The sequence below is a fragment of the Micromonospora craterilacus genome (assembly GCF_003236315.1).
Classification (GTDB): Bacteria; Actinomycetota; Actinomycetes; order Mycobacteriales; family Micromonosporaceae; genus Micromonospora; species Micromonospora craterilacus.
Map to the genome: position 1 here is coordinate 1 of NZ_POTY01000230.1, position 11,237 is coordinate 11,237.

Sequence of the window (11,237 nt, forward strand, 5' to 3'; positions counted from 1 at the left end):
CTGCCAGCACCGTCGGCGGCCTCCGCCGCCCGCGAGGGCCGGCCGCAGCCAACAGCAACACCGGCTGCCGAGCCCACCGCCACCCCTCTGGAGCCAACGCAGAACGGGGCCGGGCACCGGGCCCATCGGTTGATGCTGGCGGGCGTCGCCGCCTCCGTACTCGGCCTCATGCTCACCGTGCTCTGGCCAGGGGCGGAAGCACCGCCGGCCGCCGCCCCGGAGGGCCCCGCCGGCTGGATCGGCCCGCAGCCGGTCGCCCCGGCACCCGGTCCGGAGGAGACCACCGCCGCCACGCCGGTGTCCCCGTCCGTCCCGACCGCCTCGTCGTCCGTCGGCGGGGTGTCGTCCTCCCGGCCGCTGCCGCCCGACCGGACGTCCGCACCGGCTAGCTCACCGTCCTCGGCCCCCCGCACCGACCCTGCCCGCGACCCAGGTACGCCCAGCGCCCGTCCGAGTTCGTCGCCGAGCCGCCCGGCGAGCCCGTCGCCGAGCACCCGGCCGCCGGAACCGCAGGAGCTGACGCCCCTCTCACCACGGCGAGAGGGGGAGCTGCGATCGGTGAGTGGCGGGGCAGAGACCAGCGTCGAGTTCGTCAACCTCAGGTCACGGCCGGTGATCGTCTACTGGCTCGACCACCATGGCCGGCGGCGGCATTACGCGGTCCTGCAACCGTCCGCGTCGTACCGGCAGCACACGTACGTCGGCCATCCCTGGCTGGTGACCGACCGACGGGGCCGGGCCCTGGTCTGCTTCGAGCCGACCCCCACGCCGGCCCGGGCCGTAATCCGCTAGCGCGTGTGTCGTTGGCCCGGGTGAGGGGAGGCCAGCACCCGAGGGACGGCGGCATGAACGAGGACGCATGCGAGCAGGGGCTGCTCACCGCGCTGACCACCGAGCATTTCGTGCTCCAGACCTCCCGCAGCGCCACGATCACCGAGTCCGTTGGGCGGGCGACCGTATTCCTGTCACTGCTCTCCGCCGCGCTGATCGGGCTGGGCTTCGTCTCCAGCAGTGGACACCTGATCAAGCCGTACCTCGGCGCGGTGGTGCCGACCCTGGTGATCACCGGGTTGCTCACCTTCGCCCGGCTGGTCCAGAACATGGTGGAGAACTCGCTCGACCTGAAGCGCATCCAGCACATCCGCGCCTACTACCACCGCCGGCTCGCCGGCGAGCACGACTTCTTCGCCGACGCGGTGGCCAGCGGCGGCGACGTGCGGACGATCTCGGCCGCGGTGGGCAGCCAGCCCGCACGTTGGCAGCTTCTGCTCACCACGGCGGCGATGGTGGGCGCGGTCAACGCACTGTTGATCGGCTTGGGGGTGGCCCTGTTGACGGGGGTGCTGGGCGGAACTCCCGCGCTGGCGATCCCGCTCGGCGTGGCGGTGGCCCTGGTCGCCTTCGCCGTGCAGCTCGCGTACATCAAGCGGGCCTCCATCTGGCTGACCGACTGACTGCGGCTCAATCGTCATCAGCGCCCGGTGCAGCGGAGCGTTCCCACCGGAAAGGGACGACCCCCGTCGGGGGGATGCGGTCTCAAGCTGTCGGCTCCTGCCAGCTGATGCCGGCCCGCATCGACGAACAGGTGCCGGGCCCCGCCGGTTGACGTTCGGGGCCGACCGGAATCAAGGATCGCGCTGCCTTCTTGCTGCCTCGCTGCCCTATGCGCTCACCTACAGACTCTGTGCAGTCCCGCCCGTCTGCCCACGGGTTGCGTGCTCGGGGCGCCGTCACCGCCTGGGTTCCTTCGCGCGTCGCCGTCCCGGCTGATTGCTGTCAGCGTTGCTGTCGTCAGCCGCGCTCAGGCATGGCCAGTCTGTCGCTCCGCCGTCCGTCGCTGTCGCACACCAGCCTGTTGCTGACTCGCTGCTGACGGTGGCTTCCTGGCCAGCGCGTCCCGTACGGACCGGGATCCAGGGGCACCGCCTCGTCACTGCCTCCGGATAGACCGAGTCTTGTCGTGGCCGTCCAGAGGTCTCCGTACGTCGAGCCACCCCGACACCCGCTCGGACACTCTCAACACTCCCGCTGACTCGGAAGGATCAACCCATCTCGTGGCAACCCAGATGACACACCGCACGCCGCGCCAGGCAGCCTCAGGTTTCGACGCTCCGTGCGGCACACTGTTCACCATGACGCCGGTCCCGATCGCCCCCCGAAGGCTGCCCTCTCTTGATGCTGTGCCCCACGCAATTCCCTATCAGGGCAGCAAGCGGCAGTTGGCTCATGGCATTGTGCCCCTTCTCCCATCGGATACGGAACGGTTGATCGAGCCCTTCGCTGGTTCGGCGGCTGTATCGATCGCGGCTGCCCACCTGGCAATACCCGATTCCGTCGTAATTAGTGATATCAACGAGCCACTGATGGACCTATGGCAGCGAATTCTGGCGGATTCGTCAGCCCTGGCGGATGACTATGAAAGATTGTGGCAGGCTCAGCTCTCCGACCCGCGTAGGTACTACGAAGAGATTCGCGCGAAGTTCAACGCTACACACGAGCCGCACTTCCTTCTCTACCTTCTCGCTCGATGCGTCAAGGCTGCGGTTCGGTATAACCGCCTTGGAGAGTTCAACCAGGGTGCCGACAACCGGCGATTCGGTGCGAAGCCAGCCACCATGAGGGCTCGCCTTGAAGCGACGGCGACAGCGCTTGCGGGCGCGGCGGCGCTTACGAGGGACTACACCGAGGCCTTGGAAGGTGCGGACGCAAAAGATGTGGTCTACATGGACCCCCCTTATGAGGGAGTGTCAAACACCCGAGACCATCGCTACATGGCGGGCCTTTCTCGTGAAAGTTTCGTTGCAAGCCTGAGTAACGCAATCGATCGCGACGTTTCCTTCATTCTCTCGTATGATGGCAGCACTGGCACAAAGTCATATGGAACGCCGTTGACCGACTCTCTGAATTTGGCGCATCTCCACCTTTATGCGGGGAAATCGTCCCAAGCTACTCTCAACGGAGAGACCGCACATACCGTGGAATCTCTGTATCTGTCGCCGGCGCTCGTCTCCCGGCTGGGCGGTGTCGAAGAGGCCATCTCACGGCTTCTGCCAGTCGAGACGCAACCCGCACTGCTTTGAGCGTGACCTGGCATTGCGCGACCGCTAGAGTCTGCGTCCATGTCAAGCCCTTACCCAGAGGACTTTACGGCTTGGGTCCTAAGTCGACCCTTCAGCCTAAGAGCACGTAAGGCCGTTGAGCGAATGCTCGATCAAGGTCACGTGACGACCGCAGATCTCGATAACATGGGTTACAAACATCCTCCGCGCGCAATCGGCGACATTAAGGATGCCGGCGTCCAAGTAGCGAGATCCACGGTAACTGTCGATGGCCGCCGAATGGCTAGATACGAGCTGGTTCCTGCAATCGGTGACGCATCTATGACCGGGCGACGCATCCTGCCGAAGGCATTCAAGGAAAACCTATGCGAACATTGGTCCTACCGGTGCGCCGTCTGCAATGGTCGTTTCACAACCAGGGAACTGCAGGCAGACCATCGAGTGCCGTATCGAGTTTCGGGTGAATCGCTAGAGCTTATCCCCGAAGATTTTATGCCATTATGCCCTTCGTGCAATAGGGCAAAGTCGTGGGCCTGTGAAAACTGCCCCAATTGGGAGCGTAGGGTTGCCGCTGAATGCAAGACGTGCCTGTGGGGATCCCCGCAGAGCTATTTGCATATCGCAATGGTTCCAGAGCGGCGGCTGCACCTGAGCTGGTCCGGAGAGGACGAGGTTGCGGAGTTCGATCAGCTATCGGCTCGCGCCTCGGCGGAGAATGCCACAATCGCCCAGCTCGTAAAGCGCGACATCTCGACAAGGCTGAACAGCGACTAAACGGGCTCCTCTTCCCGCTGCTTTGCAAGGGCCATATATGCCCCCATGGCTTCGTCTAGCGATGTGGATTCGCGCAAAAGCCTTTGACTGAGCAACCCATAGTCATGCTCATCGAGGGGCACGAATCCAGTGCGTAACCGCAGATGCCATGCGCCATGGAAGGCGTGCAGTTCCGGCACGAGTGGTCCCAGTTTCACCATCTGCGACGGGTGCAGTAGGTGGTCAATTTTAATCTCGCATCCCATGCCGAAACTGTGGCCGCCATAAGTGACAGGCTGGTCGAGTCGGGTAACGGGGCTCGTTACGACAACCTCGCCAATGAGGCCAGACTTCTCGCCGTACGGCAGGCCCCGGTAACAGCGGCTAGTCACGTAGAGGAACAGCGGTGAACCGGGGTGAAGGTTCCCCAACGCCCTCCTCTGGCGGACATTGAACGCCATGCGGCCCTCGCCTAGCGCCCATGCGAGGGCTCGGGCGTCGCTGAGAACTGCGAAATGCGCGGAGGGTGAAGTCGGCACCCGAATAGTCTACGAGGCTAGCTTCTGGATCACCTGCGGAGACCCCTTCGGTCGGCCCCAACACGGCGGCTTTCCCGTCAAGCTCGCATTGACGCGGCACGCGCCCGGCAAGGCCGTGGTGGGGATGCGGCGCGTGCAACCCGGGCAGGCCCCCTGGCCTGCCGGCAACGCCGGCCCGAGGGGTCGCAGAGGCTCCGGGGTCAAGGGCGGCCCGCAGGGCCGTCGCGTCAGCGACGCGAAGCGCCCTTGACCTTGGAGGGGCGGCCCCTCACACTCCGCGCCGCATCCCCACCACGGCCGGGGGTGACTCGCCCAACGGCGTGGCGCGGCGACGGCCGCCGCGCCCCGGCCGGCTGCCGGCCCACACCTGCCCGGTCAGCGACCCTGTCGTTCTGCGGCGGCCCTCCGGGCTCTCCGCTCTCCGCGCCAGCCGCCGGGCGTTCGGCGTGACGGCCGCAGAGCGACAGCGGCAGCGGCCGGCGCGCGCCCAGGCGGCGGCGCGTGCGGCCCGTTGCGGGCCGCCTTGAAGACGTACAGAAACTTTGAACCACTTCGCCGGCAGCCGGCCGAACTACTGACCGGTGGCCGTGGCACGCCGGCTGGCATCGTCGATCAGTCTCGCGGCCTCGTCGGGCTGGATTGTGGACGTGTCAACGGTGAGGTCGGCAGTGACGAGTGGTTCGGTCGCGTCCCATGCGCTGAGGCGCTCAGCCGTGTCGCCGGTATGGCGTGCGGCTATGCGCTGCTTCGCTAGGTCACGCGGGCAGGTGAGAGCAACCACCGTCCACCTGACTGATGGAAACGCCTCGCGGACGGCATCGACCGCTTCGACCTGGCCGAGATGCAGCACAGGGACTCCTCGGCCGAGTTGCTGACGGAGGGCCGGCGCATCGACAACGTACACGGAGTGGTAGCGCTGGTTCTCCCAGACCACGTCACCGGAGGCACGAAGTGATGTCAGATGTCGATCCGTGCCCATCCGATAGCCAGACGTTCGACCGCTACCAACTTTCAGCCGCTCGAACTGCTGATAGCTGTCGTCGAGCTGGCGCAACGCTGCGGTGACGGTGTCCTTGCCTGAGGCCGGTGGGCCGTAGAGGATCACCCCGCGCATCAGTCGAGTTCCAGCCCCATGAGCGACTTCACGAGCGCCTCCGCCTGGTCTTGCAGCGGCCTGGCGGACGTGCAGTTGTTGATGACAACGTGGTCAGTCAGTGGACGCGCTTCAGTGTCGATCCGACTGAGGTAGCCGGACCAGTCTGCGAGCTTCGCCGTGTCACGGGCCGCACCTCGTCGACGGATGTACACGTTCATGGTGTCCGGGTCGCAGTACACCCACACCACGCTGAGGGTTGCGCCAAGATCCGTGAACCTGGCCCTGGCCCGCTCCAGCCATTGAGCGTCCTGGAATTCCGCGATGAACGGAGCAGTAACGATGACACTGTTGCCGCACTGCACGTTCTCCTCCGCCGCGCCGCTCAATGCTTCGTACTCACGGGGTCGCACAAGCCTCAGGTAGGTCTCAGATTCCCGATCGTTCGGGGACTGACCGAGTATCTCTAGCGCTGCCTCGACGATGGGGCGTGTCAACGTGTCCTTGTCGAGCATCGGCCATCCGGTAGCCCGCGCGAGGATCCGCCCTAGCTCAGTCTTGCCGCTGCCGGCGTACCCGCCGATGAGCACTACCCGTGGCTTGGGCAGACGGACCGGTCCACGGCGTTCCTGGTTAGGCACCCGCACGACACGCTTCGAGCGGGACTTACTCTCGATGAACCCTTCCGCCTCAAGGACCTTCATCGCAGCCGTGATGGTGAAGGCGCTGGTTTCCCACTCGGCGGCCATCTCGCGGCTCGACGGCAGCACGTCACCATCTCGACGGACCCCGGCCGCGATCTCGTTGCGGATGTGCCGGGCGATCTGCTGATGCATGGACTCACCACGGGTCAACCGGGGTCGGGGCGATGACATGGGCATTCTTTCGGTAGGTGCGGCCACCTACCAGATGCTACCAGTCACCTAACAGCCCATCAGCCGCGTCACCGCACGTCAGGACACCGATTCAGATAGTGCATACCTAACAGGTGCTTTGCTGTCCAACCAACTGTTAGCGTCGTTGCATCGGGCAGTCGTCCATAGGGGACGCGCTCAAGAACCCTCGGAGGTCTGTAGTGAAGCTGTACGTGGACACCAAGGCGAAGCAGGTGACGGTGTCGAGGGACCCGGAGCCGAAGAACGACCAGAACGGCAATCAGCGGTCGGAGAAGGGAACGGGCCGGCTCATGTGGTCCACCCAGGTCTTCGTTCTCGACGAGAACGGCGGTGAGGTCATCACCATCACCACGGCGGGTGAGAAGCCGAGTGTGGTGGTGGGGCAGCTCATCGAGGTCGAGCAGTTGGAGGCCATCCCGTGGGCGACCAACGGGCGTAACGGCGTCGCGTTCCGTGCGATCTCGCTGAAGCAGAAGTCTGGTAGCTCGGCCAAGTAAGTCCTTCGCACAGCGTGCTGTGTGAAGCCTGCGGTGTCTTCCCTGCGCATCTGCGCGAAGCGGCCTGAGGTCCGCTGATCTGAGAAACGAACGGTCCGGGAGTGGTTCCGACTCCTACGCTCCCGGTCCGGTCACCACCTGTGGTGGTGGCATCCCCGCAAGAGCTGGCGCGGGGTCGGTCCGACTCCTACATCTGCCGACCCCGTGCCCTCCAACTCATCCACCCCAACTCGCGATTGGGAGGACTCGTCGTGTCCAAGTCTAGCCCCCGCCGCCCCTTCGGCGGCAGAAGCACGGGAACGGTGACGGTCATCGAGGCCCGTGTTCACCGGTCCTGGGCGCGTAACGCCCGGATGGCGTTCGTGCTGACGGCGGCTATCGCCGGCCTGCTCGCGGCCGTGGTGGCCGCTTCCTACATGCATCCGATCCTTGCCCTGTTCGTCGGCGTCGGCGTCGGCGTCCCCCTGGGCGGGATCGTGTGGGTGCTGGTCCGTATCTGGCCGGTGATCCGGCTGCTGTGGTGGTGGGCCCTGGAAATCGGCCTCGCCGGGCTGCTGCTCACCGGCTGGGTGCAGCTCGCTGCTTACACCCCGGCCGTGGTGACGCTGCTCGTTGTCGCCCTGGTCGTCGGTGTGCCCGCCGGTGTTCCGGTCATCCGCCGCCTGCTGGTGGCGTGGGGATGGTGCCTGGTCGTCAGGCATCGGCTGCGAGTCTGCTTCGCGCAGTTCATCATCGCCAACCAGTCCGGCAGCCTGCCGCTGATCCTGTGGGCCACCCCGACCCCCGTCGGTGAACGGGTGTGGGTGTATCTGCGCCCTGGCCTGTCGGTCAAGGACCTGGAAGCACGGTTAGACAAGATCGCCGTGACCTGCCACGCCTCCACCGTGCTCATCGAACGCGCTTCGGAGCGCAACGCCGCGTATGTGCGGTTCGACGTCAAGCGCCGTGAGGTGCTCACCGCCCACGTCGGGTCACCGTTGGTCGACGTGATCGACCCGGACACGCCCACCGTCGAGCAGGCACCCCAGCAGGTGCCGACCGCTCTGGACCTGCCCGACGTGCAGGCACCGACCATCACCCTGCCCACACAGAGCACGGGTGACCGGAAGCCGGCCAAGCCGGCGGCCACCACCTCGGCCAACGGCAGCAAGCCTGCGGCTTCGACGTCGGCGGATGCCGACGACGTTTCCGACTGGATCTGACCCACCACTTCACCCAGGGACGCGGGGAGCCGTGACGGCTCGTTCGTGTGGCTTCTCGCGCCCACTCATCGCCCAAGGAGGGCAACCCATGGCTACCGCTACCGCCTCCCCGTCTGCGGGGGTTCCGGTGGGGCCTGGCCTGTCGATGTTCGACCCGATCTTCATCGGCATCGACGAGTTCGGCCAGCCCGTCTACATCACCCTCGCCTACCGCAACCTCCTCGCCGGCGGAGAACCCGGCGGAGGTAAATCCGGCCTGCTCAACTGCATCGCCGCCCACGCCGCCCTCTCCGTCGACAGCCGCCTCGTGCTGTTGGACGGCAAGCTCGTCGAGCTGGGGCAGTGGGAAGACTCCGCCGATGCGTTCATCGGCCCCGACATCACCGCCGCGTTGGATGTCCTGCGGCGGCTCCAGCTGGTGATGAACAACCGCTACGCCTGGCTGCGCGCCCACAACCGCCGCAAGGTGACCGCCGCTGACGGGCTGTCGGTCATCACGGTTCTGGTCGACGAGATCGCTTTCTACTCCGCCACCGTCGGTGCCAAGCAGGAGCAGGAAGAGTTTGTCGCTCTCCTGCCGTGGTTGCCGCCACTCAGCGGCCGTCGTTCGACATCATCCCCACGAGCCTGCGGGATCTGTTCGGCTACCGGGCCGCGTTCCGGTGCACCACCCCGAACAGCTCGAACATCGTGCTTGGTCACGGTTGGGCCGAGCAGGGCTACTCCGCTACCGACATCGCGCCCACCAACCAGGGCGCCGCGTACCTGATCGCTGAGGGCGGTGTCCCGCGTCGGATCAAGGTCGCCTACCTGACAGATGAGCAGATCGCCGGTATCGCCGACTACGCCGCGTGGATCCGCCGGCCCGGCACCCTCACCACCCCGCCGAGTTCTCCCGCTGATTGGGGGATGGCGGCATGAGCACTCATGACTGTGCCGAGTACATCGAGGTCGTCCACGCCCAGGCCGACAAGGTCAACGGCGGCGTGTGGAAGCACCTGCACTGCACCGTGTGCACGCAAACCTTCAGCTTCTACGACCACGACGGCAGCGACACCCTCTACCCCATCCCTGCCACCACCGACCCCGGTTGGCAGATGCCATGACCACCCGTGAACGCGCCTACGCCAAGGCCAGCAACCAGCACGCGAACCAGTTCACGGAGATGTGGGTCGTGGGCAGTCCTGAGGACCTGGCCGTGATGATCCACGCTGCCCGCGCCACGGGCCGGCTCGTCTACGTCTCCGCCCCGCACCAGATGGGCGGCGACGACACCCGCCACCGCCGCTACCTGCGGCTCCGCACCCAATAGCAGTCGACAGGACCGGATTGGCCTCGCAAGCACACCGGTCCTGCCGACCTCCACCAACAGTCCCCGAAAGGACGTGGCTGCCATGAAGGCTACCCAAAACCCACCCACCGCAGCACAGGTCACACCCGCTGACGTGCTGCGGATGGCTGCCCTCTACCTACGCCGGCACGGCTGGCACCAGGGCACCTACTACGCCCTCACCGAGGACGACAACCCGTTCCCGCCCGCCTGCGTGGCCGGCGCGATCGGTATGGCCGCTCACGGCCACCTCAACTCTGTCCCCCACCAGCACAGCAACGCACGCGACTACTCCCGCGCTCTCGACGCCTTGAGCTGCTACCTGCTCGACGCCGGCCCTGACCCGGTGCGCCTCTACGGCGACGACGTACCCAACGGCGACCCGTTCGAGTGGAACGACCGCCCCGGCCGCACCGCCGAGCAGGTCACCACCGCCCTCGACGCCGCCGCCGACGAGTGGGACCGCCTCCACACCGACGGAGGCGACAACCGATGACCACTGTCAAGCACACCTTGACACCCCGGACGCCACGTCAGAAGCGGCGCGATGTCGTCGAGAACACCGCGTTCGCCGCGTTCGCCCGGCGCATCATCCGCGCCCACGGCCGCCGCGTCGCCACCGGAGACGTCGAAGCCCTCGGCGACCTCGTCGCCCTGTCCGCCGACATCGACACGGCCATCACCGACGCCGTGATCGGGCTGCGCCAGTTCGGCTACTCCTGGTCGGAGATCGGTGCCCGGCTTGGTATCTCCCGGCAGGCCGCCCAGCAGCGCTGGGGAGACCGGCCGTGACCGACTTCGCTGACCACATCGGCCTACGGGTCCGCTTCTACGACCCGCTCGGCACCCGCCACGGGTTCCCCACCTTCCCCTACCGGATGGCCCCTGACGGCCTCGCCACACGCCGCCAACTCCGTGCCGCCGGCCTTCGTCCCGGCGGTCACGACCCCGTCGCCCAGATCCTCTGGCGACGCGGCAAGCGGATCGCCTACCTCTACCGCCTCGACCTCGCCGCACCCAAACGCACCGCCACCCCCGCTCAGCGGGAGGCCATCGCCAAGGCGCTGCGTGCTCGGCGGACCTGCCGTGTCTGCGGCCAGGTCAAGCCCTACTGCATCCCCCGCCGCTACGGCTGCTGCCTCGACTGCCACGAAGGGAGCCCCTCGTGAGCTTCAACCTGGCCGATCCGTGCCTGTGGTGCATCGAGCAGAACACCCCCGCCGGTGTTCACGACATCCTCGGCCCCGTCTACGTCCCCTGCCCCGTCTGCCTCGGCCGCTGCCAACTCTGCGAAGGCGAAGGCATCTTCCCGGCGGACTTCGTCTGCCTGCCCTGCCTCCGGCAGAAGCTCGCCGCCGTCGGGCTGGCTCCGATCATGTGCGCCCACTGCTCCGGCGTGGTCGACCTCATCCCCACCGACACCGCCCCGGAGGTGATTCCTCATGGCCACCACTAACCCGCCCGCCTCGTGGGCGGCACGCATGGAAGGCGTCGGCCTGGTCCTCATCGTCATCTTCGTCGGCCTCGACGTCGGAGCAGCCTCCTTCACCCACGTCCACGACTGGACCATGGCCAACAGCCCCGCAAACACCCCCGGATGGTTCGGCTGGGCCAACGCCGTCATCTCCGAACTCGTCCCCGTCGCCTGCCTCCTCATCATCCGCCGCCGCAAGCGCCACGGCGGACCCATCGGCTACCCGCTTGTTCTCCTGGTCGCGTTCGCCGGCTTCTCCCTCGCCGCGCAACTCGGCGTCGCCGTCGGCAAAGTCGGACCCACCGGATGGTTCCTGTCCGCCGTCCCGGCCCTGGCCTTCATGGCCCTGGTCAAACTCGTCCTCGCCCCCGTCAAAGGCGACAACCCACCACCG

Annotated in this window: 15 protein-coding genes and 2 pseudogenes; 14 read left to right on the forward strand and 3 right to left on the reverse strand. The window is 66.6% G+C overall.

What is annotated here, in order from left to right; translation table 11 throughout:
* The 4 genes from C1I95_RS36625 to C1I95_RS37245 all read left to right on the forward strand — a co-directional run.
* On the forward strand, positions 1-792 hold a 792-nt coding region (locus C1I95_RS36625), incomplete at its 5' end, for a VHL beta domain-containing protein (RefSeq protein WP_233513911.1).
* A 53-nt stretch (positions 793-845) separates the two neighbouring features.
* Complete coding sequence (locus C1I95_RS27105) at positions 846-1,454, forward strand: hypothetical protein (protein ID WP_111217959.1); 609 nt, start codon at positions 846-848, stop codon at positions 1,452-1,454.
* Between the two features lie 600 nt (positions 1,455-2,054).
* On the forward strand, positions 2,055-3,080 hold the full coding sequence (locus C1I95_RS27110; protein WP_111217960.1) for a Dam family site-specific DNA-(adenine-N6)-methyltransferase: 1,026 nt from the start codon (positions 2,055-2,057) through the stop codon (positions 3,078-3,080).
* A 300-nt stretch (positions 3,081-3,380) separates the two neighbouring features.
* On the forward strand, positions 3,381-3,833 hold the full coding sequence (locus C1I95_RS37245) for an HNH endonuclease (protein WP_369122544.1): 453 nt from the start codon (positions 3,381-3,383) through the stop codon (positions 3,831-3,833).
* On the opposite strand, the gene C1I95_RS34920 is transcribed toward C1I95_RS37245, so the two are convergent.
* From C1I95_RS34920 to C1I95_RS27125, 3 genes are all read right to left on the reverse strand, one after another.
* Complete coding sequence (locus tag C1I95_RS34920; protein WP_146605859.1) at positions 3,830-4,273, reverse strand: hypothetical protein; 444 nt, start codon at positions 4,271-4,273, stop codon at positions 3,830-3,832. The genes C1I95_RS37245 and C1I95_RS34920 overlap by 4 nt on opposite strands.
* A gap of 649 nt (positions 4,274-4,922) precedes the next feature.
* Entirely contained in the window at positions 4,923-5,465 is a 543-nt protein-coding gene (locus C1I95_RS27120) for a P-loop nucleotide/nucleoside kinase family protein (RefSeq protein ID WP_111217962.1), read from the reverse strand.
* Entirely contained in the window at positions 5,465-6,280 is an 816-nt protein-coding gene (locus tag C1I95_RS27125) for an AAA family ATPase (protein ID WP_233513912.1), read from the reverse strand. The genes C1I95_RS27120 and C1I95_RS27125 overlap by 1 nt, the downstream gene beginning before the upstream one ends.
* Positions 6,281-6,519: 239 nt before the next feature.
* Between C1I95_RS27125 and C1I95_RS27130 the strand changes: the two genes are divergently transcribed.
* The 10 genes and pseudogenes from C1I95_RS27130 to C1I95_RS27175 form a co-directional block, all read left to right on the forward strand.
* Positions 6,520-6,837 carry a hypothetical protein gene (locus C1I95_RS27130; RefSeq protein ID WP_111217963.1) on the forward strand — a complete coding sequence of 106 codons (318 nt, stop codon included), beginning with the start codon at positions 6,520-6,522 and terminating at the stop codon, positions 6,835-6,837.
* 302 nt (positions 6,838-7,139) lie between these two features.
* Positions 7,140-8,039 (forward strand): hypothetical protein, encoded by a 900-nt coding sequence (locus C1I95_RS27135; protein WP_111217964.1) that lies wholly within the window; start codon positions 7,140-7,142, stop codon positions 8,037-8,039.
* 88 nt (positions 8,040-8,127) lie between these two features.
* A pseudogene (locus C1I95_RS27140) lies at positions 8,128-8,960 on the forward strand (FtsK/SpoIIIE domain-containing protein).
* Positions 8,957-9,145 carry a hypothetical protein gene (locus C1I95_RS27145; protein WP_111217965.1) on the forward strand — a complete coding sequence of 63 codons (189 nt, stop codon included), beginning with the start codon at positions 8,957-8,959 and terminating at the stop codon, positions 9,143-9,145. The pseudogene C1I95_RS27140 and the gene C1I95_RS27145 overlap by 4 nt, the downstream one beginning before the upstream one ends.
* Positions 9,142-9,351, forward strand: coding sequence for a hypothetical protein (locus C1I95_RS27150; RefSeq protein WP_111217966.1), 210 nt, complete (start codon positions 9,142-9,144; stop codon positions 9,349-9,351). The genes C1I95_RS27145 and C1I95_RS27150 overlap by 4 nt, the downstream gene beginning before the upstream one ends.
* A gap of 82 nt (positions 9,352-9,433) precedes the next feature.
* Positions 9,434-9,865 carry a DUF6197 family protein gene (locus C1I95_RS27155; RefSeq protein WP_111217967.1) on the forward strand — a complete coding sequence of 144 codons (432 nt, stop codon included), beginning with the start codon at positions 9,434-9,436 and terminating at the stop codon, positions 9,863-9,865.
* A complete protein-coding gene (locus tag C1I95_RS27160) occupies positions 9,862-10,161 on the forward strand; it encodes a hypothetical protein (protein WP_111217968.1) in 300 nt (99 codons plus the stop codon). Before C1I95_RS27155 ends, C1I95_RS27160 begins: the two co-directional genes overlap by 4 nt.
* Positions 10,158-10,538, forward strand: a complete 381-nt coding sequence (locus tag C1I95_RS27165) for an RRQRL motif-containing zinc-binding protein (RefSeq protein ID WP_111217969.1) — start codon at positions 10,158-10,160, stop codon at positions 10,536-10,538. Before C1I95_RS27160 ends, C1I95_RS27165 begins: the two co-directional genes overlap by 4 nt.
* On the forward strand, positions 10,535-10,825 hold the full coding sequence (locus C1I95_RS27170; RefSeq protein WP_111217970.1) for a hypothetical protein: 291 nt from the start codon (positions 10,535-10,537) through the stop codon (positions 10,823-10,825). Before C1I95_RS27165 ends, C1I95_RS27170 begins: the two co-directional genes overlap by 4 nt.
* Positions 10,812-11,237 (forward strand): annotated as a pseudogene (locus C1I95_RS27175) (hypothetical protein); the annotation flags it as partial. The gene C1I95_RS27170 and the pseudogene C1I95_RS27175, both read left to right, overlap by 14 nt.